Source organism: Candidatus Komeilibacteria bacterium CG_4_10_14_0_2_um_filter_37_10 (genome assembly GCA_002793075.1).
GTDB lineage: Bacteria > Patescibacteriota > Patescibacteriia > UBA1558 > UBA1558 > UM-FILTER-37-10.
Window position 1 is genome coordinate 1 of record PFPO01000046.1, and the last position, 24,559, is coordinate 24,559.

Below are 24,559 nucleotides of genomic sequence, written 5' to 3' on the forward strand. Positions count from 1 at the left end.
AGCAAGTCAGCATCGTGAAGATAAAAAAGAAAATCATGCGTTTCATGAGGATCTCCTATAGTTTATGTTTATTTATTTGTTAATTTGCAAGTTATTGTCTAGCCCAGAGGCTATGTTTTCTTATTTCCAGAATAGCACAAGATATTACACCGATCAAAGATTTTTGTCAAGTCTTGGAGTTCAACACCGGGAGTTGGCAACTCCTGGTGTTGAATCTGCTGTCAGATAGGGCATTGGGAATCGGGGGATCAGGTTAAGAGGGTGAAAGTTGAGTGCGTGTATTAGTCGTTTGCCCGCCAAAGGCGGGTCCGCCTCCTCGCCACGCTAGCGCTTTGGCGCAGCGGGCGGCGGAAGCTAACGCTCTGTGCTCTGGATTGCTTCACCCGCCTTTGGCGGGATTCGCAATGACAGACGGCGGTGGATGTAGGAAACAATATTACGAATAAAAGAACAATACACGCTCAGACAAGCTGAGAGACTTCTCTCCCGCCTCTCGCGAGAGGCGGGATCGAAGTGACAAATGGGTAATGGCACGATAAGACATGCGGGTTTGAAGCTAGCGCTGGAATCAGGGCATAAGATAATCAGGGGATCAGGAAAACGGGTTAAAGAGAGGGCGTGACAAAAACGGGATGCGGATTGTTGGCAAATGATGACTTTTTTAGTATAATATTATTGTTCAGAACAATTAATTTTAAACATCTGTCTATTTTGGCTTCAGCCAAATTTACGCGTCTAGTGAGACGCATGTTTTCTCAAAAAAGAAACCAAGTTATCTTGGCCAGTTTGTTATTACTGGTCTTTTTAATCGTGCCGAATCTGGCTTATGCGGGCATTGGCGCCTTTGTAAATAGTATTGTTGGCTGGTTAGGTAGTTTATTATTGCAGTTTATTGGCATGATCATAACATTGGTTTTGGCTGTTTTAACCAACGTGGCATCATTCAATGATTTTATTTACGCACCAGCTGTAGTCACTGGCTGGGTGCTAGTTCGCGATGTTTGTAACATGTTTTTTATCGTGATGTTGTTGATTATTTCCATTGCCACGGTGCTGGGAATTGATAGTTATAGCTATAAAAATACTTTGAAGAAATTGATTTATATGGCCGTGCTGATTAATTTTTCCAAAACGATCAGCGGTTTTTTGATTGATGTATCACAAGTGGTGATGTTGACTTTTGTGGCGGCTTTTCAGGATATGTTAGCTGTCGGTTTTATTGAAGCTTTCAAAATTAATAATATGTTGTCGCAGACAACAACGATTGATCCTAACTCTGGTGAAGAAACAGCCAGCGACAATTTAACCATTTCTTTAGGTATTATTTTTTCAGTAGTGATTGCCTTCATCCTTTTGTTAGTATTGATTGCCATGACGGTCATGTTAGTTGTCAGAATTGTGACTTTATGGATCTTGATCGTCTTGTCGCCATTGGCTTATTTATTTTCCGCCATTCCCGGTAAATTTAGCGCGTATAGCAGCACTTGGTGGAAAAAATTTAGCGAACAGCTAGTCTTTGGACCAGCTTTAGCATTTTTTCTGTGGTTAACTTTATCAGTTGTGGCGCAGAGCGGAAATAATTTTTCTGATGCTAAGGACTATGTGTCACAAACAGCAGGTAATGGAATTTTATCTAACACCAATTATATCTTGCAGTACATGATCGGTTTGGCGATGTTGATTATTGGCATGAATACTGCCAAGGAGATGGGCGGTGCTGCTGGTCAGATGGGCGGAAAAGCTTTTGCTGGGATGAAGGGCTTGTCGCAAAAGGGTGCGAAGATGCTAGGATCAGGCGCTAGTCGATTGGGTGAGGCCACGACTCGTGGCGGATTGAATTTAGCCAACAAAGTCGGTGGTGGATTTGCTGCTGGCGGAACTATGCAATTAGCCAAAACAGTTCTTAATGATCGTAAACAAATGAGAAAAGATAAGTCCGCTGCCAAGTGGACGGATCGTTTGGATAAGATGGGCTTCAAAGACAAAAGTTATCAAGCTTTGGGGGATATGGCTCAGAAGTGGGATGATAAGGGTCAAAGAATTAAAACAACTGCTTTGCGTGGTGGAACAAGCGGTGTAGCTGCTATGGCCGGCACAGCGGCATTAGGCGGCGGTGCATTATCAATAGCTGGTGCTTTTGCTGCCCCAGTAGCTGCTGGTTATGTAGCAACTAACGCTATTTTTGGTAAAAACAGTGCTTTCCGTGCGGCAGTCAATAAGAAAAACGCTGCCAGGAAAAACGCTGAAGATAAACGTAAAGAAGTTGGTAATGGAGTATTGAAAAATAGTGGATTGGTTTTTGATAAAGACAATGCTATTAAACCAGGAGCAGCTGGTGTCATGTATGGCGATGAAGATTTTACCAAACGAGATATGCCAACACAGGAGAAAGATTGGCAAAGAGAATATACTGCACGAGTTGATGATGTCAAAGGAGCAAAGAATTTATCGCAAGCTAAAGATAAGCAAATGACGTTAAATAGGTTTATTGAGGGTGCAGCGTGGCAAATGAAAACAAATCCAACTAAGTCAACCGCCTTAAAGGAAGCGTGGGATAATACCATTTCCAAAGATAGTAGGTATGTTGCCGATGAAAAATTAAGAGATATTGATGACGCCGATGATATTAAAGACGAATTCGGAAATGGTAAATTAAGTAGCAATACCAGTGTTGATGTTAGTAAGATAAAGACATCCAAATCTGATTATCTGAAAGATAAAGATATTGAACGGGCCAATAATACTGCAGAGCAGCTAGCTAGTGGGGAAAACATTGAGGGTATAGTTGGTACGGAAGTGAAAAATAGCGCGGGTATTGGCGGCTGGAAGATTGAGAAGTTGGAGGCAGACAATGTTATTATCAGTAACGGCCAGGGCGTAACTGAGACAATGAAAAAAGAAGATTTTGTTCGGGAGAACGCCCCAGCTATGGCCGATAATTTTTATGGTAAAGAATACAATAAATTATCCGAGGTGGAAAAACAAGATATTTTATCACCAGCAGAATATGATAAATTTGCTAAGCAGCAACCACTTTCTTATGATGGTGTAACTATGGGTTCTTTGAAGAATGATCAAAGACCAGAAAATATTATTGCTGCTGTTAGTATGGATAAGCTCAATGAAAGAACAGGAATGAATTTGCAAGGAGTTGGTGCTCATTTGCGTGGTGAAGAAGCATTAGTAGCAGCCAGAGGTATGAAAGGGATGATTAGTGAACAAAAAGAAGATTTACAAACAGCATCTACCAATAAAGACCTGGGGATAGCCTTAAGGAATTTTGGTATTACCGTACCGCATGGTAAGGACGGTAAAGAAGTTGATCTCTTGCAGATGCGTGAACAAGCTCAAGAATTATATAATACTCCAGGCTCGGGCGAGGAAAAGATGAAGAAGGTAACGGATTTAGAAAAGAAACAAGTTGCTTATGATAAAGTCCAAGCTAAACATGACGAGCATCAGCAGTATGAATACATGATCAATCAGGGTATGGATCTGGGCGCTGAAGGGCAAGCTCGTTATGAAGCAACTACGCTATCGGCTGAGGAGCAAGAAATTTTGAAGAGTGGTTCCTTAACGCCTGAGGAAAAGAAGGTGCTAGATAATGATCCGCGTAAAAATGTGATTTATCAGCAGTTAATCGGCGCCGATAATGCCGTCAAAACACTTTCCGATGAAGAATATGTGGCCAATAACGGTATCTCCCTAAAGAATAAGGTTGCTAGCGGCGCAGTAACAGGCAAGGATACTACCTATCATGAATTTGGTCATGCCTTAATAGAAAAGAATGATCCGACAGGGCAGGTGCAAAAAGATTTTTGGAATAGCTTAACGCATGATGATCAAGCAAAGGCTAAGCAGCACATTGAGCAAACACGCGGTAAAGCTAACTTTGCTAAGATGAACGAGCAAGACATTGCTAAGGAGTACTTTAATGATGCTTTGGTGAATGAAACCAAACCCGGTGGCCCGGCCACTGATCAACCGCGATTACCCGAAAGTATGAGGAAGAGAATTGAAGTAGGTACTAGTACTGTGCCAATGGCTGAAAAGGCCAAGAGTTTCTTGGAGCGACGAGCTGAAAAAAATGACTATAAGCAAGAACAAAAGAAGGCTAGTAATTATGACGCCGAGCAACATGAAAAAGAGAAAGCTAAATATTATGATAAGGTTGAGCAAATAAATAAAGTACGGTCGGAACAACAGCAAACCAATGTGACAAGTGCTAAGAAAGTGACTGATTATAATGACAATAGTCGTGGTGCCTCGGCCATTGCCTCGGCCCTGCGAACTGACAAGAGTATCAATCCTAACGATTTGCTGGGCATTCAAGGATTAGAAAAGATTAAAGGAATATTGAAAAATAGCGGTGCTGTTAGTAATGATTTGAATTTAGAATCTGTCGCTCAAGAGTTACAAGAAAGCATTAAAGCCAAATCCGAGAGTGCCGGCGGTCAGCTGACTGGGCAAGATGCTTTTAAAGATCTGTTAAAGCAAAGTAGTGATTATGCAAAATTTGCCGCAGATGAGGTTAAAGTTAATCAACTGTCAAACCAGGATTATGATAAAGAGATTAGTAGTCTTTCAGCTAAGGCAGCTAAGGATAAAACAAAATTGGATAGTCAGGCGCAAATGAACAAAACTTTTCAGTCTCAACAGCAAACCGAATCGACAGCTGCCGAAGAAAAGAAAGAAACTAGGGCCAGCACCAAATCCGACACTAAGGGTAGTACCCCAGAGATTAATATTGATTTGAGTGGCACGGAAAAAGGACTTGAGGATATTAAAAATGCCACTAAGGATTTAGGTAAAGACACTACGGGCATGGGCAAGGACATAGCTGACAGTATTAGACGTGGCAGTGAGACAACGGCTAGAAGTCAGAATACGAGAAACTTTGTGGATTTTATGCGCGATAAGAAATTAAATAAGAAGATGGATCAAATCAATAAGAATAGTCAGACTGATAAAACGAAAGATAAAAAGTAATTCAGAGAACTAAGTTTATGCAAGACCAAGAAGCAATTAAAAATTTTTTTAAGCAGCCAACGGTTAAATCAGCGCTGGTGCTTTTAACATTACGCTATCATTTGTCCGTAACTGAATTGTTGCAGTTAATCCTCAGTGACACATTGGATTGGATGGAAGTTGCTGACTTTTTGCAAACAGAATATGGCGTTGCGCCAGTTGAAGCGCAAGAATTGCAAGAAAAGATGAGAGAAAATTTCCAAGCTAACTTCTTATTGTTTCTTGAAGATCAGGACGAATTTTTAAATAATTATACTAATGAAGCAGTGGCGTCTGATGAACAGATAGAAAAAATGATTGTCGCTGAGGAACGAAAATTGAACAAAGAAAAATGGTTGAATTTTATCCAGAGTAGTGAATTCTCTAAAAACATAGCTGATTTAGAACGAGCAGCTGGTCAAAATTGGCCGGCCATTTATGATTATTTATGGAGCAATTTGGGACTAAATAAAACGCCGGAAGTTATTATTATTTTGTACTACTTAGCAAGTAAGGATAAATTATCTGCACTTTGGCAGGACGATCATCGTTTTCATGGTATTTTGCAAAAACAGCTTTCCTTTTCTTATAGTGCTGGTGTGGTCAGAAAGCTGATGCAGGAAAAAATTAACTGTCCAATTTTAGCGCAAGCACTCAGAATGGTTTTGGTAGATAAGTTAGAACTTAATAAGCACGAAGGGGCAATGTTGGCGCTGTCGATTACTAATAGTTTGCCAATTAGTATTAAGAGACAATATGTACCAATGGTTTATTGGGATGAAACTGCTGGAGAGTGGCAATGGACTCAGTTTATTATTAATCAAGATGGTGGTGTAACTATCCAAACTTAGATAAGCCAAGTTATTTATTTGTCATATTTAACAAGTTTAGTAGACTCGTTTTTTTTATATAATTCAGCAGTGTTAGTTAGGTAATGACAGACGTTTGTTGGGCTTAGCGCTCGGGCTCTGGCTACACAAAGCCTTTGTCACTTCGACGATCCAAGCCCCCCGTCCAGCCTTTCGCGAAAAGCTGGACAAGCGAAGGGCTGGAGAGGAGAAGTCTCTCGCGCATGCGAGAAAATGTTGTGTGCTTTCCCCGCCCCGTTTTACGGAGCGAGGTAGGTCACCAGCGATTGTTTGTAGTTGTCTGCATTGTACTGAATAACTAACGCTCACCACTCGCATCCTGCCTAGTGGCAGTCGCGAGAGATTTCTCCCCAGCCTTTCGCGAAAGGCTGGATCGAAATGATTAGACGGAACAGGCAAAAGGAAAAGGAGAAAAATATTATTAAATAACAATTGACACTGAATCGTCGAAGTGACAAATGGGACGTGGTTCATCCGCTTTGTCAAACGGGGCGGATTATCGTCTCTCGGTATATAGTTTTATATTGTTCGACGATAAAAAAACAGAGTTAGTATAAATAACCCTGCTTTTTTTGAATAATAATTTAGACTCTTTCGCCGTATTCGCCAGTTTCGGTATTTACTCGGATGACATCGCCCTCGTTAATAAATAGCGGCGCTTTGATCTGGGCGCCAGATTCTAGGGTAATCATTTTAGATGCTGAGCCAGCCGTATCACCACGAATGCCTGGTGGTGCTTCAGTAACTCTGAGCTCCACTTTGTTTGGTAGTTTGATTGATACCGGTCGATTATTAAAAATCATAGTATCAACAGTCAAACCGTCTTTTAAGAAGTTGGCCGCAAAACCGATTTCCTCGCTGGTCAATTCAAACTGTTCAAAACTTTCATTGTTCATAAAAAAATAAGTATCTTGATCGCGATAGAGAAAGTTAGCTTTTTGTCTTTGCAAGTCAGCTTCGTTGACGCGATCGCTACCACTGAAAGTTTTTTCTAGTACCTGACCGGTCATTAGATTTTTTAGTTTGGTGCGTAAGTTAGCTCCACCGCGTCCCACTTTGATGTGTTGCGTTAGGACCACTTGGTATGGCTGATTATTAATATCAACCATCACGCCCAGTTTTATTTCGCTCATTGACAACATAATAGTATTTTATCAGGAGTTAATAAAATTAGTAACTAACTAATAAGTAGTAAGTTGCTATTTTGAGGTATAGGGGAGTAAAGACAGATAGCGAGCTCTTTTCACGGCTTGCGCTAATTGTCTTTGATGAGGAGAGCAGACGCCACTACGTTGACGTGGGGCGATTTTGCCATAGGAAGATAAAAATTTTTGAATGATTTGAATATTTTTATAGTCAACCTCTTTGATAGCATTAGTACAAAAATAGCAGTATTTTTTAATTGGTTTAGCATTGTTGGCTTTGTTCATTGTTTTCATGATGGTGATGATAGTTTAAAAAGGTATGTCCTCAACATTGATTTCTTCGTCAAGGTTGTTATCGGCGGGCGCTGCTGGTTCTTCCTCAGTAGTAGCGCTACCAGCGCCACTGCCTTTGGAGTCGAGCATGATTAAATTTTCTAAGACAACTTCTGTGCGGTATTTTTTAACACCACTTTGATCTTCCCAACTTCTTGTTTGTAAGCGTCCTTCCACATAAAGACGACTGCCTTTATGTAAATACTTTTGACAAATTTCCGCTAATTTACGCCAGGCAATAACATTGTGAAATTCACTGCGCTCTTGGCGTTGGCCACTTTTGTCACTCCAAGAAAAATTGGTAGCAATAGAAAGATTGGCATTTTGTTCACCACTCGTTGTTGTTCTAATTTCTGGATCCCGAGTGAGACGGCCGATAATCATTACTTTGTTGAGGTCCATAAGGATGAAATTAATTTGTTAGATGAAGTTTATTAGTTATTTGATAAGATCATCAGATTCCAAAATGCGATCTAATTTCTCATCGAGGTCTTCTAAACTTACTTTTTGTGTTACCTTCTCCGGTTTGCTCTCTTCCTCAATTTCTTTATCAATGGAAGCTCGGGCTCGGTCTTGGTGTTCTTTTTCCTCGTTGGTTAACTCTTTTTTAATCGTTAACAAAAAGCGCAACACATTATTGTTGAGTTTTAATTGTTCATCGATTTTACTAACGAAGGAAGGCTCGACATTAAATTCCACCACTTCATAATAGCCGTGGCGAACTTTATTAATTAAGTAAGCTAACTTTTTTTTGCCTAACGATTGGCGGTCAGTGATCAGAGCGGAGTTTTTTTCCAAGAGATCAATAATCTCTTTTTTTGTTTGCTCATGCTCATTTTCTGGTACTGCCGTAGAAATAATATAGGTTAGTTCGTAATGTTTTTTGTCCATTTGATTTAATCTCACCTTGCAGCGACCAATTTTCCCACAAGGGCTATTGTGCCAAAGATTGCCCGTAGGCAAGCCAGATGGTTCAATAGCATGGATAAGATTATTTAATAAGTAGGCTGAGTTTAGCACGATAATTATCTTTTGGCAATGACTCAACTCCCGGTGTTGGCAACTCCCGGTGTTGAAAGTCCCATATTATTGCGAGAAACTCCATTAAATTGTATAATAAAGCAGTCCTAAGAACAAGAAAGACTATTTTCTGACATTATAATATTATGGGTTTATTTAGTAATTTGTTTAACAAAAAGATATCTTATTTGGGTATTGATATTGGACCAGCGCGGATTAAATTAATTCAGTTGGGCTTTACCGGCAAGAGTGTTAACCTGGAATCTTTTGGTTATATTGATTTAGTTAATGATTTTATTCACGATGAAAGTGCGGAACAGCAACAAAAAGTTGTGCAAGCATTAAAGAGTTTAGTAACCCAAAGCCGAGCTAATTGTTCCACGGTCATCGCTTCCTTACCAACTTATGCTGCTTTTATTTCTGTGATCAATATTCCCAAAGTCGCAGCAGAGGATATTCCCGCCGCTGTTGGTCGGGAGGTACAAAAATATATTCCCTGGCAGCTTGATCAAGTCGCCCTGAGTTGGCAAATAGCGCAGGAGCATTCGGTAGGGGTCAGCAAAATTAAAGATGTGAATATTGATAGTCGGGGTAAGTATAGTAAAATCGAAAGTAAACAAACGGATTTTTATCGCATACTAGCAACGGCGATACCAAAGAATTTGATTAATCGTTATGCCGCAACTTTTCAAGCAGCTGGTTTGAAATTGGTAGAGATTGAAACTGAGGCTTTTGCTTTGTCTCGTAGCTTGACGTTAGCAGCTAACAAATTGACTATGGTTATTGACCTTGGCGCTTTAAGCTCGGATCTATATTTATTAGATGGTAATTTACCCGTTCTTAGTCGTAGTATTAATGTTGGTGGCACCACTATTACCAAATCCATCGCTGATAACCTGGGAGTTAGTTGGGATCAGGCAGAGCAATTTAAAATTGATTTTGGTTTAAACAGTACCAATCAACAATCCTTACCACCAGCAGTAATGGAGACATTAAATCCTTTGATTACTGAGATAAAATACGTTTTAGATCTTTATCAAGGTCAGTCAGATAAAAAAATTGAACATATTTTATTAACCGGTGGCTCCGCTTATTTAGCCAATCTCACTGCCTATTTAATGGAGATAGTTCCCTTGCCGGTATATGTAGCCAATCCCTGGGAAAAGATGATTTACCGGTCAGATCTGAAGGCGATACTGGAAAAAATGGGTCCGACGATGGCGGTAGCTGTCGGCTTAGCATTGAAAGACGGTCATTAAGATGGTAAAAAATGCTAAGAAAAAAATTCTTTTGATTGAAGATGACGCTTTTTTGGCGAAGATGTATCAAACCAAATTAACCAAGAGCGGCTATCAGGTTATAGTAGCTTTAGATGGTAAGAGTGGCTATCAAAAGATTGTCCGCCAGCGACCAGATTTAATACTGTTGGATTTAGTCTTGCCGGTTATGTCTGGTCAAGAGATTCTGATGAAAATTTGTCAGCAACCCGAGCTGCAAAAAATTCCGGTTTTGGTTTTAACCAATGTCAGTCAGCCAGAAGCAATTCGGGATGTCTGGCGGTATCAGGTAAAAGAGTATATGATTAAATCACAGCTTAATCCCAGTGATATTATCAAAATTATCAATAATTATTTATAAAAAAATATGGAAGAAAAAAGATATTTTACTCTGCTGCAACTACTAATATTTATTACCTTGATTCTTGGTGTGGCTGTTATTTTTACTCTAACTCTTTTCTCGGCTTACAGTAAGAGTCGTGACGTTAAACGCGTTTCCGATATTCGCCAGATGCAAGCAGCTTTAAATATGTATTTCCTTGATGTCGGGCAATATCCTTTACAGTTGGCGGACAATTTTAATCTAAGTAGTGTTAAATTTTTGTCCACGGGCAACGAAGCAGGATTTGGCAACGAAGCAGTTGGTATGACACTGATGTCACCACTACCATCTGATCCGAAAAATACCCGTTCCTATATTTATCGTTCCAGTGGTGATGGTTCGCGTTATTTTATTAAGTTTGTTTTGGAAAATAATAATGACGAATGGCAATGTCAAAAAGACAATTATTGTTATGCCAGTGAATTGGAGATTAGTGGTCAGCAACCCAGTTGGTAAGGGTTAGTATAAATTTTTGGGAAACAGCTCAGCGTTGGATAAACTTGAGCTGTTTTTTATCGTCGAACAATACTCTGGTTTTCACCAGAGTGACAGTGATAAAAGTGAGACGATAACAAGCGAATGTTGAGCCTGGTGCTCTGTGCTCTAGCCACCCAAAGCCTCAGTCATTTCGATCCAGCCTTTCGCGAAAGGCTGGGGAGAAATCCCTCGCGACTGCTACCCCGCTTCCGCTGAAGTTCCAGCGAGGCGAGCAGGCAGGATGCGAGTAATAAAAGTTAATACCCGCCCTATACGATGTACACTACTACAAAAAATGATCGGCGATTTACTCCTTCAAAGAAAGCGATCCACTCCGCCGCTCGCTGCGCAAGCGCTAGCGTAGCGAGTCGTCGGTAGATGTAGGAAACGATATTACTAAAGAAAGAACGTTGACCGCTCAGACAAGCTGAGAGACTCCTCTTCTCCAGCCCTTCGCTTGTCCAGCTTTTCGCGAAAGGCTGGACGGGGAGCTTGGATCGTCGAAGTGACAAATGGGTAGTGGCGTAGCTACCAGGGAAGCGGATTGATAATGGTGTCAGGAAAAAAGAGTAATAATGCCGTGATTTGTAGTTTGAGAACAGCAAGAGATAACTACTTAAAAAAGACGGTGATAAATGTTATAATAGCTTTATGTTACTCAACATTTTTCTTTATTTTTTTCTGTTTATCCTCGGAGCATCACTGGGTAGTTTTATTAATGTTATAGTTAGTCGGACAGCTAAGGAAGAAAAAATTGTGAGTACCAAATCACACAGTGATTGTTGTGGTGTATTATTAAAACCATGGGAGTTAATTCCGATTTTCAGTTATCTATGGCAAAGAGGAAAATGTCGCTCTTGTCGGCACCGGATTAGCTCTGAACACTTAGTGGTAGAAACAGTAGTTGGTTTGCTTTTTATTATTGGCCTGTGGCAGATAGCCCAACCATTTTATTTAGCCAGTTATCAGGACTGGTTATACTTATTATATTATTTGGCGGTAGTTGTTTTTTTGGTGATGATTTTTTTATATGATGCCAAATATCAATATATATTAGATCAATTTTCTTATCCCTTGATTGGTTTGGGCGTGTTGAACGTTATTATTTTTAGTGATCAATGGCAACTATCGTTGATGGCTGGTTTGATTGGAGGCGCTTGGTTTTATGGGCAATATTTACTATCGCGCGGACAATGGGTGGGCGCCGGTGATATTTTTTTGGGTGTTGCCATGGGTTTATTATTGGGTTGGCCTTGGATTATTCTCGCTCTTATTTTGTCATATATTCTTGGTACCATTGTAGCTGTTTATTTATTAATTACTAAGCAAGTCAAGTTGCAATCCAAATTAGCTTTTGGTCCATTTCTAGTGATTGGTACTTGGCTGGTACTCTTGTGGGGTGAGCAGATTTGGCAGCAGTATTTACAGTTATTTTTTTAGTTTATGACAACAGCAGATATAAAAAAAAGAATGGTTAAGCTAGCCCAGCAAATTAATGACTACCGTTATCAATATCATGTTTTAGATGCGCCGCAAGTAGATGATCAAGTGTATGATTCGCTAACGCAGGAACTAAAAAAACTAGAAGAGCAGTACCCAGCATTTAAAAGTTTGAATTCGCCCTTGATTCGTGTCGGTGGGCAGCCACTGAAAAGATTTGTTAAAGTCAAACATCAAATACGTCAATACTCTTTGCAAGACGCTTTTCAGTTTAGCGCCGTTGTTGAGTGGTCAAAAAGAATAGAGAATATTTTGCGGCAAGAAGGAATAAATGAAAAACTTGATTATTGTGTGGAGCTAAAGATTGATGGTTTAAAAATAATCGTGACTTATCAAAACGGCGTTTTTCAAAAAGGCGCGACACGCGGTGATGGTGTCATTGGTGAAGATGTTAGTGAGCAGTTGAAGACTATTCATAGCTTGCCATTGATTTTATCCCAAAAAATTAATGCCATAGTAGTTGGCGAGGCTTGGCTGGATAATAATAAGCTCAATAAAATTAATGAACAACGAAGACAGCGTGGTGAGTCTCTTTTTGCCAATACCCGTAACGCCGCAGCTGGATCTATTCGTCAATTAAATCCCCAGGTTACTGCGACTCGCGGTTTGGATTCTTTTTTTTATGATCTAGAGGATTTAAGCGTTACTCGACCTGCGACACAGGTGGCTGAATTGGCATTATTGGCCGGCTTAGGCTTTCCCGTAAATAAGCATCATCGTCATTGCGCCAGTTTAGCAGAAGTTCAAGATGCTTATCAATATTGGCAACAGCATAAAAAGCAAGAACCTTATGGTATTGATGGCTTAGTGATCAAGGTAAATAGTTTAAAGCTACAAAAAATATTAGGTTTTACCGGTAAAGCTCCTCGTTGGGCTTTAGCCTATAAGTTTCCAGCAGAAAAAGTTACTACTCGCGTTTTGGATGTGATCTGGCAGGTAGGTCGAGTGGGTACGATAACGCCAGTTGCGGTATTAGAACCCGTGGTAGTAGCTGGCAGCACTGTTTCACGCGCCACTTTACATAATCTGGATGAAATTAAGAGACTAAATTTGCGTATTGGTGATACTGTTGTCGTACAAAAAGCTGGCGATGTCATACCGGATATTGTGGAAACATTAATTAAATTACGAACCGGCCAAGAGAAAAAAATTTTTATACCGAGGTGCTGTCCAATATGCTCTAGTGCTTTAGTGCAACCAACGGGAGAAGTGAATTATTACTGCACCAATAAAAAATGTTTTGCTGTGGAGAATGAAAAAATTATTCATTTTGTCAGTCGCCCAGCTTTTAATATTGAGGGGTTGGGGCCAAAGATCATTGGGCAACTAATTAATAAAGGTTTAATCAGCAGTGCTGCCGATTTGTTTTTATTAAAAACTGGTGATTTGGAACCATTGGAGCGATTTGCAGAAAAATCGTCGAGTAATTTAGTGCAGAGTATTGAACAAGCTAAGAAAATTAATCTGGCTAATTTTATTTACGCTCTGGGCATCAGGCACGTTGGTATGGAAACAGCGATTCTTTTGGCTAATCATTGGCATAGTTGGTCAGCTCTACAAAGTGTCACTAGCGTACAACTAGAGTCGGTTTATGAGGTGGGTAGCAAGATTGCCAGTTCGCTAGTTAGTTGGCTGGCCAATCGACATAATCAGAAATTCGTTGAGTGTCTTTTTACCGCTGGTGTACAAATTAATAAAGCCATGATTAAAGAAAATAAATTAGCTGGTCAGACATTTGTCTTTACCGGTACCTTGCCGACACTTGATCGCGATCAAGCCAAAGATCTCGTACGGGTGGCTGGTGGCAAAGTCAGCTCCAGCGTTAGTGCGAAAACAACATATCTGGTTGCTGGCCATGAATCCGGTTCTAAGTTACAGCAAGCTGAGAAATTAATTAAAAAAGGTGCGGCATTAAAAATAATTTCCGAAGCTGATTTACAAAAATTGTTATCAGCTTAATAATTTGGAGCAAAGCCTATTTAATGCTAAAATAGAAAAGTTATAAATATATGAGTTTGGATAAAAAACAACTAAAATATTTAGCAGAATTAGCTAAAATAAATATTACCCCAGCGGAAGAGGATCGACTACTGAAGCAGCTGTCCAGTATTTTGGCTTACGTGCAATCATTGCAGGACATATCTTGTCCGGAGGAAATAGATCACTTTGCCGATCCCGTAAAAAATGTCAATATTTGGCGTGCTGATCAGGTGGCACCGATCAGTGAAATCACCAGGCAAAAACTTTTAGCTTGTGCCGGTGAGGTAGAAAATAATTTAATCAGAACTAAACCAGTTTTTTAGACATTTATGAGTTTAGAATATTTATCGATTAAAGATGTACAGAATGGGTTGCAACGCCGAGATTTTTCTTGTCGGGAGCTAGTTGATTATTATTTAGCTAAAATCAATCAGCAGCAAGATTTGAATGCTTATTTAACGATTAATCAGCAGGTGCAGGAGCAGGCAACAGCCCTAGATCAAAAAATAGCTCATGGCGAGATTATTAAACCATTGACTGGAGTGCCGGTGGCCATTAAGGATATTATTGTCACTGCGGATTTAAAGACCACAGCTGGCTCTTTGATGTTACAAAATTATATCCCACCATACGATGCAACTTTGGTCACTAAAATAAAACAGCGCGATGGATTAATTTTGGGTAAAGTCAATTGTGATGAGTTTGCCATGGGATCCTCTAATGAAAATAGTGCTTATGGACCAGTACGCAATCCGCACAACACGGACTATGTTCCTGGTGGCTCCTCGGGTGGCAGTGCTGCAGCGGTGGCTGCTGATTTGTGTGTTTATTCCATTGGTACTGATACCGGTGGTTCGGTTCGCCAACCAGCCAGCTTTTGCGGTGTCGTGGGTGTCAAGCCTACTTATGGTCGCGTTTCTCGCTATGGTTTGATTGCTATGACATCTTCTTTTGATCAAGCAGGACCTATTTGTCGGAGTGTTGCTGATGCTGCTTATGTTTTGGAAAGCATTGCCGGACACGATGAACGCGATTCCACAACCACCGCTAAGGCCGTTGATTTGTACAGCACTAAGCTCAGTAACGAGATCAGTGGTTTGCGACTGGTTCTACCCAAACAGTTTTTGTCCGCTGGCTTGCATCCAGAAGTTCGTCAGAGTTTAGAATTAGCCATAAAATTATATGAAAGTATGGGCGTATCGGTGACGGAGATTGATTTACCGTTACTCGATAAGGTATTAGCCATTTACTATATTATTATGCCAGCTGAGGTGTCGGCTAATCTAGCTCGTTTTGATGGTATTCGTTTTGGTCAGACGGCAAGTGCTCAAAGTTTGTGGGAGGGATATAAGAATACACGTGCTGAGGGTTTTGGCAGTGAGGTGAAAAGAAGAAATTTAGTTGGCACCTATGTTTTATCAGCTGGTTATTATGATGCTTATTATAAGAAAGCCTTGCGAGCTCAGCGTCAGTTAAAAATTATGATGGACCAAGTTTGGCAGCGTTACGATGGTTTAATCGGACCAACGACACCAACTAGTGCTTTTCGTTTGGGTGAAAAAACAGACGATCCCTTAACCATGTATTTATCGGATATTTATACGGTGGGTGCTAATATTATCGGCGTGCCAGCTATTTCCTTGCCGATTGCTTGGGGCGCTAATGATTTACCGATTGGGCTGCAGCTAACAACTGAGCCATTTAGTGAGAGTAAAATGTTTTCTCTAGCTTGGCATCTGGAGCAAAAATTAGCTTTGAATTGGCAACCGAAAAATATTTAATTATTATTAATCATATATTTTGTGGATAGTGCTTTAGCAACATACGGATATTTATTGTTCTATTTATTACTTGTTTTGGAAGGACAACCGATTTATTGGGCTGGTGGTTTTCTGCTGTCGCTCGGGGTGTTTAAACTCTGGCCATTGTTATTGGGTCCATTATTTATTTGGCTTGGTGATTATTTTTTTTATTGGCTAGGTCAGCGCTATGGCAGTGACTTTTTATTGAAGTATGGTAAATTTATTTTTCTTACTGAACGACGGGTTGATTATATTAAGAAACATTTTTTGAATCATAAGGGTAAAATGATTTTTTTTACCCAATTTATCTATGGTATTGGTCATAATACGCTTCTGGTTTATGGTTTAACCAAAAAAAGTTATCGTGATATTTGGAAATACAATGTTATTGGCGCGATATTATCCTATACAATTTATCTGTTTTTGGGTTATTATTTAGGTGAGGGTTATGGTTACGCTAAGCAGTTATTGAAAGAAATCGCCGTCATTTTGCTTCTAGTTGTTTTTGTTAGTATCATTGGTGCTCAGGTTTGGTGGCGCGATAAAGATGAACGTACAGACAAAAAATTGGATCAGACGGCAAATAGCGATATGTCTTCATTAGACAAAACTAAAAATTAAAATATTTTCTTTATGTATGACATGGGAAACAAAGAACGACCTTGGTACCGCGAGTGGTGGGGTCTTCTACTGATGATCCTTTTTGTTCTGTTAGTTTTGCTATTACTGGTTTTTGCCGTTACGATATTCAAAAGGGCAGCCGAGATTAATGATCGACGGCAAGAAGGAATTTTGATGATTAATAATCCAGCCCTGGCGGATAATGCTTATAGTCCAACACTAGGTAATAAAGAAGCGCCCATTCAAATAGTTGGTTTTATTGATTTTCAGTGTCATTTTTGTCGCCAAAGTTATCCGATCATCAGTAGCTTATTAGAACAATATGGCGATCAAGTTCGTTTTACTTTCCGTAATTTCCCATTACAAGACACACATCCGGAGGGTTATGGCGCGGCTTTGGCGGCTACCTGCGCTGCTGAGCAAAATAAATTTTGGACTTTTCATGATGCGTTATTTAACAATCAAGACCGATTGAGCGATAGTACCTATCAACAAATTGCTACTAATTTGAATTTAGATCTCACTAAATTTAATGATTGCGTCAGTAGTAAAAAAAATTCTTATCAGATCAAAAAGGACCTTTCCGACGGATTAGAGCTTGGGGTTAAGGGAACACCGACTTTTTTTGTGAATGGCCAAATTGCCAGTGGTGTCATTACTTTGGAACAGTGGCAGTTAATCATTCAGGGTTTACTACTAAGCACCAAGCAATAATATTTTGACCGCGCGGGTAATATATTATACAATTATGAAGTTAATTATTAATCGTAACATATGTTTAGTTTAAACGACGATAAAAAAAGTAGTATTTTTAGCCAGCTGGCACCCAAAACTAGTTTTATCTTGGGTTTGATTGCTGGCGTTTTAGTGATGTTTGTTGTGGGCTTTTTTGTTTTATTAGGTTATGTCTTAAAGAATCAAGACACCTCCGGTATTGCTAATAACAATCAAGTTCAAGCTCAGCCAGGACAACCTAATAATGGCGAGGAACCAACTGGTCCCGTAAATTTGCGGCCAGTGCAAAAAAATGAAGTAGTCCGAGGCGGTAAAAACGCTAAGGTGGTGATGGTGGAATTTTCTGATTATGAATGCCCTTTCTGTGCCCGACATCACGAGACCATGTTACAAATCATGAATCAATATAAGGATCAAGTGGCTTGGGTTTTTCGACATTTTCCGCTAGATTCCATTCACCCACAAGCCAGACCTGCAGCTCTCGCTGCCGAATGCGCGAATGAACAGGATAAGTTCTGGGAATACTCCGACGCTATTTATAAGGATCAGGATAAGCTATCTGGCGGTATTAGTTTTTTACAGCAAGTCGCTAAACAACTAAAGTTAAATGAAAGTAAATTTAATGATTGTTTAAGTAGTGCTAAGTACCAAAGCAAAGTTGATGCTGATTATCAGGAAGGTATCGCCAATGGCGTTAGTGGTACACCCGGTACTTTTATTGCCGGTCAGTTGATTAAAGGTGCAGTACCGTTTGAATCATTTAAACAAATAATTGATCAGGCTTTAAACGCTAACTAATGACATTCTTTTGGTCTAATTTTATACCCAATCCAGTTCTTTTTGAGCTGGGTTGGTTTAAAATATATTGGTATGGTCTAATATTGGCGATCGCTATTTTAGTAGCTTACTATCTGATCCGCCGAGGTAAAACATTAGCACAGCAACGTGACATTGATGATTTAGTTCTCTGGTTAGTGCTGGGTGGTTTATTCGGTGCTCGTATTTATGACGCTGTGGTATATTGGCCAGTTAGCTCTTTCAACTGGTTAGAATTTTTTTCCCTGTGGCAACGAGGATTAGCCATTCATGGAGCAATCTTGGGCGGCGCAGTGACATTACTGGCTTGGTGTTTAGTTAATCGCAAAAGCTTTGGGCAATTAGCCGATCAATTGGTTATGGTCTTACCTTTGGCTCAAGCCATTGGCCGTTGGGGTAACTATTTTAATCAAGAGTTATTTGGTGCCCCCACTAGCTGGCCTTGGAAGATTTTTATTGAGCCGGTAAACAGACCGGCTGAATATCTCTATAGTAGTTATTTTCATCCTTTATTTCTCTATGAATCATTAGCTGATTTAGCTTTATTCATTGTGCTTTATTTTAGTGGCAAAAAGTTTTTGCGGGTTGGCGTGTCCTTGTCAATTTATTTATTTGGCTATGGTGTAATCAGGTTTGTGATGGAGTTTTGGCGACTGGATCAGGTAGCTATTTATGGCGGTTTACGTTGGCCTCAATGGTTGAGTTTAATATTGATGTTGGGCGTGCTAATTTATTGGTTAGTTCAATTACTCTTGCCAAAGTTTAAAAAAAATGTATAATAGCGGGAGTTAATTTAAACAATATTTTTTAGTCTGGAGTTGTTAAAAGTAATTTATTGTTTGTGACATAATGTTTTTTATCAATCGTTTATTTCATAACGTGGGGTGGTAGTTCAGCTGGTTAGAACGCCTGCCTGTCACGCAGGAGGTCGAGGGTTCGAGTCCCTTCCATCCCGCCACCACGTCATCCCGCCTCTCGCGAGAAGCGGTATTCCTTTTAAAACATTCACTTTTATTCATCAAAGTACCTTTGATTCAGACCAAGTGAATGTTTTTATTTAATCATTTATAACAGCGGGATTCCTTTTAAAAATACACTTAACCTCATTCAGCCTTTGGCTGGATTCGGCCCAAGTGTATTTTTGTTTGATTATTTATAACGGCTGGTTTGTTGTATTGACAAATCACTCGCATTATTATAATGTCTTCTCAAAGTAGAATAGTTTTGTTCATTTACAATTAATCATATTTCATTACAATATATAGGAGTAATACCTTGAAGGATATTAGAAAGAATAACTATGAGTTGGTAGGAGATTTGGGTAAACACCAGGTATTGTGGCAGATGTTTGCTTATATCAGCGCCATTCCGCATGGATCGGGCAATGAAGCGACGTTGGCTAATTTTATAGTCAACTATGCCCAAAATTGTTTTTTGGTAAAATATGATCAGATGAATAACGTGGTTGTTTATCTACCAGCAACACCAGGTTGCGAAGAATGGCCATCAATTTGCCTGCAGGGTCATTTGGATATGGTTTGTGTGAAGTGAAAAGGTAGTGATCATAACTTTATTAATGATCCAATTGAATTTGTTTTACACGATCGTCTACTGCGAGCTAATGGTACTACGTTGGGAGCGGATAATGGTATTGGTGCAGCAGCAATGCTCGCTATCATCGCGGAACACCAAATAATCAAGCACGGACCACTGGAATTGCTTTTTACCACCAGTGAAGAAGTTGGTTTTGATGGTGCGAAGGCACTTGATCCGAGCTGGATTAAGAGTAGAAAGATTATTAATTTGGATTCGGAAGACGAGGGTGAATTTTTTATTGGTTGTGCCGGTGGTGGCCGCGTGAATGGAAGTTGGGATTTGGGTTATGTGAACCAACCGAAAAACCATCAGGAATATCGTTTGGAAATTACTAAGCTAGTAGGTGGTCACTCGGGGATGGAAATTGATTTAGGTTACGCCAATGCCATTAAGCTAATGGGGCGAATCTTGCAAGGGCTGCAATGTTTTGGTTTAAAGGTCAGTGCTCTCAACGGTGGTGACCAAATGAACGCCATACCTAGTGAGGCTGAAGCCTTAGTATTCTTACCAATAGATCAGGTTGATCAAGCGATGTTGATATTTAATGGTTTAGTTACGGCAATGCGCCGGGAATATGGTCCGCTAGAACCAAATTTGCAGATCACTTTAGAAAAGATGGATTCCGATGATGGTGGAGTAATACTTCCGAACGATCAAGAGAAAATACTGCAAATGATCGCTGCTTTACCGAACGGCGTCGTACGATTTGATCCTAATAAGCCAACCTTGGTGGAAACTTCCAATAATATTGGTATTCTCAAAACTGACATTGTTGCTGGTAGATATCAACTACTTATTACCGCTATGTATCGTAGCTCAATCGAATCCCAAATGGATTATCTGGAGTCAGTAATTGGATCAGTGTTCCAGTTAGCCGATGGTAAATACGAAGCTCTGAATCGTTATCCGGCTTGGGAACCAAATTTTGGCACGCAGTTACTTGCTTTAGCCCAAAGTGTTTATCAGAACCTTTATGACACCAGAGCGGAAGTAAAAACAGTTCATGCCGGGCTGGAATGTGCAGTCTGGTCAAGAATGTTTCCGGAAGCTGAGATCATTTCTTTTGATCCGACAATGCGTAAGGTACATTCACCAGATGAAGAAGTTGACATCGACTCCGTGGGAAGGTTTTATGACTTCCTGTTGGAATTATTGCAAAATACCGGACGATTCGTGATGCCAATGACATAACAAGTTGTGTGGTGAGAAATAGAAAACGTCTAATAATCTTGAGTATTAATATACTTGAGCTTATTTTATTTAAATTCAATAGTAATCAGGAGCATCTTGTTTTATAATATGATTATGGTAGTAGCTAATGATATTTATGACGAAAGGTTCTTTGTTAACTCTCAGCAAGTAGAGGGTGATTCTCCAGCTCAGGTAGTTAATATTCTACAACAATTATGGTCACCAAGATCAGTTATTGATATTGGTTGTGGTAATGGTTTATATTTAAAAGAGTGGTAGCGATTGAAAGTATCAGTAATGGGTGTTGATGGCGCCGAAGTTATCAATAAAATCAAGGACGTTCATCAACAAATTATCATTCATGACCCGACCCAACCATTGAAATTAAAACAAACTTTTGATTTGGTAACTTGCATTGAGGTGGCCGAACACTTACCGGAAGAGAGCGCTGATACGTTAGTGGATTCACTTTGTCGATTGGCGCCGCGAATTTTTTTCACGGCCGCAGTACCAGGCCAAGGGCCTAGAAGTATTGGTCATATCAACGAGCAGCCTCATGAGTATTGGCAGAAAAAATTCGCGGACCACAACTTTTGTTATCACCCTCAACTCTCTCATCACCTGCGCCGTTTATTTAAACAGCAAGATGTCAGTTGGTGGGTAAGAAACAATACTATGGTTTTTGAAAAAAAGTAATTAACAATCTATGAATAAAGAATTAAAAACTTATTTACTAATGATGGTAGTGCTATTATTTTTTTGGATCTGCGGATCTATTGTTGATACTACTATTTGGGGACACAGCTCTTATCATACACCAGCGTGGTTCATCAGAAATTTGCAATTTTTTTGGCTCGTCGGTAGTCAGTTTTTGATGCCGTTTCTTTTGGTTTTAGTTTTAAAGCCAAGCTGGAATACAGTACTAGCCTTTTTTTCCGCCGGTTGTCTTGGTAGTTTATTTTGGGATTTGATTTATTTTAAATTAACTCGTAGTCAAGCACTCTATGATATGAATCGTTGGTTTGATCTTGGGGATACTGGTTTGGTTATTAATATTACCGGTAGTTGGGTGTTAATATTTCACATTTTGCGATTAATAGTTGGTATTTTACTATTTTATTGGCTTTATCGAAGAATTAAGCAAGAAAATTGACCCCAGGGGTCAATTTTTTTTCATTAAAATTGGCTAATATTAGTTATAGAAAACGGTTTTTTAGCCAACCCCTGGGGTTGGTGCTATTGACAAATTTCGTTAAATAGTGTACAATACAATATTAATAAGTTTTTTGAAAATTAAATATAAATTAAAGGAGCGATCTATGTTATTGGCAATAATGATTCTTGTTGTGGTTATTCTGGTTTCTATTTGGCTAGACAAATCCACTGTTACTATGACTGAGGGTCAGGCCTTAGTTATTAGTAAAAATGATAGTTATGAGACTGTGGAATTTTATTCTGAAGATGATAGAATGAAGTTTCATCTCTATCCGGTTTATAAAATGCATCGATACGATATTGTTGGTGCGCATGAAATAATATTCGAAACTATTGATTTACCAGAAATATATACGGCCAAGTCAACGACTCTTAAAAGGAACATGACTTTAACTGGCGCTAAGGTATCATTGGTATTTGTTGTTAATGAAAGCGATGCTATTTATAATGCCGAAGTTACCAAAAAATTACGCCGTATGTTTTTGCAAGGATTGATTCCTGACGTCGGTACAGTTTATCCCACCGCCACGGACTTGATTAAGCTGAAAAAAATAATTTTCTCAGTAGTTGATAAATGCGTGCGTCAAGTTTCTGCCGGTTCTGGTTTTGAAGATTTGATTGATCCAGCTAATATTGACAAAATCGGTGTAGATATTCTTCAGGCTATTCGTAATAGTGATTTAATTCAGCGGTTAGGATTGGTTTTGGCTAGTGTTGTTTGGGCAAGACCTGACTTGCCAGATGAATATTCCAAAGCATTATCGAGAGCTGCGGAAGCAGAAATAAACGCCGTTGCTAAGAAAGCTGAAGCTGACGCCTTAAAGGGTAATGAAGCAGCGGGACTAGTAATTGCTTTACAAACATCTGCTGATAAAGGAAATCCACTTTATATTGGTGACGGCGTCTTGCATATGACGGGTCTATCACAAAAAATGAAAAAGAAAGAAAATTAGGAGTAAGAGAGATGATACAAGTTTTATTATCAGTATTTTTTTTAAGATGGTTACCAATCCTTGCTCTGATAGGTTATTTTGTTTACTATTTTGTGAGCAAAAAACCAGGATCAGTAACTGGTGTCTTAAGTAGTTGGTGGACAAAATACAAAGAGCATATAGTGTTAGCTTTTGGGTATTATTTGTTTATTAACGCATTTATTGAGATAGCAGAGTATTGGTACCTGTGGACACTTGAGCATGTACCATTATTATTGTTAGGTATTTTAGCGGTAATAGCAGTGTCCGTTGTTCTGGGTTTGCCTTTGGCAAAAAAAGAATGGAGTAAAAGACCAGAGGTGATGTATTTGCAATTTCTAACCACCCTGCTAGGATTTTTCATTCTTGGCAATTCAATTGTCTACCTTTTCAATAAAGAGGATAATCCATTAAGATGGGGTTATACCTACGGCGAAAGAACTGTTGCCAAAACCATCAAGATTCCTGAATCGGCATTCGTTGTTGATTACATGACGCCGGTTGTTGGTACCGGAAAAGAGATATCAATTGGTGTGGTGCCAGCGAACCACAGGTTTATTATCGAGAATTACAATGTGGAATACACATTGCGGTATCCCGGTGGTACCCCTGAAGGATGGTCTTATGTTCATCCGACGGATGTGACATTCGCTGCCTCCCGCGAGATTTTTCTGACCGTACCTCGTGGTCAACAAATCATGTACAAAATATTTTGAATTAAACCCTGTTGTTTCATAATGAAATGACAGGGTGTTTTTTTATCGTCGAACAATAAAAATATATACCAGGAGACGATAATCCGCCCTTGGCGGGGCGGATCCTCGCCTACCTGCCAGGCAGGTAGGCAATGACAGGCAGGGTTTGAGTTAGCGCTGGGCGCTGGATTGCTTCTGGATTGCTTCACTCGCCTTTAGCGAGTTCGCAATGACAAACGTCGGTGGATGTAGGAGGCACTATTACTAAAGAAAGAACGATAGGCGCTCAGACAAGCTGAGAGACTTCTCCTCTCCAGCCCTTCGTGAAGGGCTTGGATCGTCGAAGTGACAAATGGGATGTGGCTTGCCCCGCCAGAGGCGGTGATTTACCCAGTTAAAAACGGTGGTTTACCTTGTTATTAAATTAAGTATTATTAATATCGTGCGAAATTTGAGTTAGCACTGATTACTTAGTTATTATTTTTTGTAACGATGTATAGTTTAGTCATTATTGGTATTAGATTTTTTTAGTTTTATTAATGACAAAATTGTGTTAAAATATCACTATAATAAATCGTAATTTTTTTCTATGAACAATGATTTTTATTCTCAATTTGCTTGGGAATTGCTCAGCAAAGCCGAGCTTTTAACTAACGATCAAAAAGATGATGAGGAGTTTGCTAACCGTTTAGCGCAAGAACTTGCTAAGCACATGTCGTTGCGTGTCGCTCAAGAGTTATCCAGTATTGATCTGGACGAGTATGTAAAAAAAGTATCAGCCAATGCTCCAGCTGCAGAATTGCATTCATTTTTGCAAACAAAAATTGTTGACTTTGATAGTCAGAGAGAAAAATGGTTAACAGATTTTAGTTATAATTTTTTAGAAAGAACAGCGCGGAGTAAGCAAGCGCTTTAAGCATTTACTAA

The 24,559-nt window shown here is 39.5% G+C and carries 24 protein-coding genes and 1 tRNA gene; 21 read left to right on the forward strand and 4 right to left on the reverse strand.

Annotation, left to right across the window (positions count from 1 at the left end; translation table 11 throughout):
* The first annotated feature begins 747 nt into the window (after window positions 1-747).
* Complete coding sequence (locus COX77_02340) at window positions 748-4,989, forward strand: hypothetical protein (GenBank protein ID PIZ99115.1); 4,242 nt, start codon at window positions 748-750, stop codon at window positions 4,987-4,989.
* Between the two features lie 17 nt (window positions 4,990-5,006).
* The gene (locus tag COX77_02345; protein ID PIZ99116.1) at window positions 5,007-5,858 is read left to right on the forward strand and encodes a hypothetical protein; all 852 of its coding nucleotides are present in this window, start codon (window positions 5,007-5,009) and stop codon (window positions 5,856-5,858) included.
* Between the two features lie 602 nt (window positions 5,859-6,460).
* On the opposite strand, the gene efp is transcribed toward COX77_02345, so the two are convergent.
* The 4 genes from efp to rpsF are packed head-to-tail and all read right to left on the reverse strand — an operon-like array spanning window position 6,461 to window position 8,374.
* Complete coding sequence (gene efp / locus COX77_02350; GenBank protein ID PIZ99117.1) at window positions 6,461-7,018, reverse strand: elongation factor P; 558 nt, start codon at window positions 7,016-7,018, stop codon at window positions 6,461-6,463.
* Between the two features lie 57 nt (window positions 7,019-7,075).
* The gene (gene rpsR, locus COX77_02355; GenBank protein PIZ99118.1) at window positions 7,076-7,315 is read right to left on the reverse strand and encodes a 30S ribosomal protein S18; all 240 of its coding nucleotides are present in this window, start codon (window positions 7,313-7,315) and stop codon (window positions 7,076-7,078) included.
* 15 nt (window positions 7,316-7,330) lie between these two features.
* Window positions 7,331-7,756 (reverse strand): single-stranded DNA-binding protein, encoded by a 426-nt coding sequence (locus tag COX77_02360; protein PIZ99119.1) that lies wholly within the window; start codon window positions 7,754-7,756, stop codon window positions 7,331-7,333.
* 36 nt (window positions 7,757-7,792) lie between these two features.
* Window positions 7,793-8,374 carry a 30S ribosomal protein S6 gene (gene rpsF, locus COX77_02365; protein ID PIZ99120.1) on the reverse strand — a complete coding sequence of 194 codons (582 nt, stop codon included), beginning with the start codon at window positions 8,372-8,374 and terminating at the stop codon, window positions 7,793-7,795.
* Window positions 8,375-8,520: 146 nt separating this feature from the next.
* Between rpsF and COX77_02370 the strand changes: the two genes are divergently transcribed.
* The 19 genes from COX77_02370 (at window position 8,521) to COX77_02460 (ending at window position 24,548) form a co-directional block, all read left to right on the forward strand.
* A complete protein-coding gene (locus COX77_02370) occupies window positions 8,521-9,633 on the forward strand; it encodes a hypothetical protein (GenBank protein ID PIZ99121.1) in 1,113 nt (370 codons plus the stop codon).
* Window position 9,634: 1 nt separating this feature from the next.
* Window positions 9,635-10,012, forward strand: coding sequence for a response regulator (locus COX77_02375; GenBank protein PIZ99122.1), 378 nt, complete (start codon window positions 9,635-9,637; stop codon window positions 10,010-10,012).
* 6 nt (window positions 10,013-10,018) lie between these two features.
* Window positions 10,019-10,489, forward strand: a complete 471-nt coding sequence (locus COX77_02380; protein PIZ99123.1) for a hypothetical protein — start codon at window positions 10,019-10,021, stop codon at window positions 10,487-10,489.
* A 672-nt stretch (window positions 10,490-11,161) separates the two neighbouring features.
* Window positions 11,162-11,950 (forward strand): hypothetical protein, encoded by a 789-nt coding sequence (locus tag COX77_02385; GenBank protein ID PIZ99124.1) that lies wholly within the window; start codon window positions 11,162-11,164, stop codon window positions 11,948-11,950.
* A 3-nt stretch (window positions 11,951-11,953) separates the two neighbouring features.
* A complete protein-coding gene (locus COX77_02390; GenBank protein ID PIZ99125.1) occupies window positions 11,954-13,969 on the forward strand; it encodes a DNA ligase (NAD(+)) LigA in 2,016 nt (671 codons plus the stop codon).
* A gap of 50 nt (window positions 13,970-14,019) precedes the next feature.
* Complete coding sequence (gene gatC / locus COX77_02395; GenBank protein ID PIZ99126.1) at window positions 14,020-14,313, forward strand: Asp-tRNA(Asn)/Glu-tRNA(Gln) amidotransferase GatCAB subunit C; 294 nt, start codon at window positions 14,020-14,022, stop codon at window positions 14,311-14,313.
* Window positions 14,314-14,319: 6 nt separating this feature from the next.
* Window positions 14,320-15,771: an Asp-tRNA(Asn)/Glu-tRNA(Gln) amidotransferase GatCAB subunit A gene (gene gatA / locus COX77_02400; protein ID PIZ99127.1), complete on the forward strand. Its 1,452-nt coding sequence runs from the start codon at window positions 14,320-14,322 to the stop codon at window positions 15,769-15,771.
* A gap of 9 nt (window positions 15,772-15,780) precedes the next feature.
* Window positions 15,781-16,413, forward strand: coding sequence for a hypothetical protein (locus COX77_02405; protein PIZ99128.1), 633 nt, complete (start codon window positions 15,781-15,783; stop codon window positions 16,411-16,413).
* A 12-nt stretch (window positions 16,414-16,425) separates the two neighbouring features.
* Complete coding sequence (locus tag COX77_02410) at window positions 16,426-17,127, forward strand: hypothetical protein (GenBank protein ID PIZ99129.1); 702 nt, start codon at window positions 16,426-16,428, stop codon at window positions 17,125-17,127.
* Window positions 17,128-17,187: 60 nt separating this feature from the next.
* Window positions 17,188-17,946 (forward strand): hypothetical protein, encoded by a 759-nt coding sequence (locus COX77_02415; protein ID PIZ99130.1) that lies wholly within the window; start codon window positions 17,188-17,190, stop codon window positions 17,944-17,946.
* Complete coding sequence (lgt, locus tag COX77_02420) at window positions 17,946-18,743, forward strand: prolipoprotein diacylglyceryl transferase (protein ID PIZ99131.1); 798 nt, start codon at window positions 17,946-17,948, stop codon at window positions 18,741-18,743. Before COX77_02415 ends, lgt begins: the two co-directional genes overlap by 1 nt.
* Window positions 18,744-18,845: 102 nt before the next feature.
* Window positions 18,846-18,922, forward strand: a tRNA-Asp gene (locus COX77_02425).
* A gap of 317 nt (window positions 18,923-19,239) precedes the next feature.
* Window positions 19,240-19,515: a hypothetical protein gene (locus COX77_02430; protein PIZ99132.1), complete on the forward strand. Its 276-nt coding sequence runs from the start codon at window positions 19,240-19,242 to the stop codon at window positions 19,513-19,515.
* 21 nt (window positions 19,516-19,536) lie between these two features.
* Window positions 19,537-20,751, forward strand: a complete 1,215-nt coding sequence (locus tag COX77_02435; GenBank protein PIZ99133.1) for an aminoacyl-histidine dipeptidase — start codon at window positions 19,537-19,539, stop codon at window positions 20,749-20,751.
* A 297-nt stretch (window positions 20,752-21,048) separates the two neighbouring features.
* Window positions 21,049-21,447 carry a hypothetical protein gene (locus COX77_02440; GenBank protein PIZ99134.1) on the forward strand — a complete coding sequence of 133 codons (399 nt, stop codon included), beginning with the start codon at window positions 21,049-21,051 and terminating at the stop codon, window positions 21,445-21,447.
* Window positions 21,448-21,457: 10 nt separating this feature from the next.
* Window positions 21,458-21,904: a hypothetical protein gene (locus COX77_02445; GenBank protein PIZ99135.1), complete on the forward strand. Its 447-nt coding sequence runs from the start codon at window positions 21,458-21,460 to the stop codon at window positions 21,902-21,904.
* 166 nt (window positions 21,905-22,070) lie between these two features.
* Window positions 22,071-22,919, forward strand: coding sequence for a hypothetical protein (locus COX77_02450; protein ID PIZ99136.1), 849 nt, complete (start codon window positions 22,071-22,073; stop codon window positions 22,917-22,919).
* 11 nt (window positions 22,920-22,930) lie between these two features.
* Window positions 22,931-23,653 (forward strand): hypothetical protein, encoded by a 723-nt coding sequence (locus COX77_02455; GenBank protein ID PIZ99137.1) that lies wholly within the window; start codon window positions 22,931-22,933, stop codon window positions 23,651-23,653.
* Between the two features lie 568 nt (window positions 23,654-24,221).
* Entirely contained in the window at window positions 24,222-24,548 is a 327-nt protein-coding gene (locus tag COX77_02460; protein ID PIZ99138.1) for a hypothetical protein, read from the forward strand.
* Window positions 24,549-24,559: the final 11 nt, after the last annotated feature.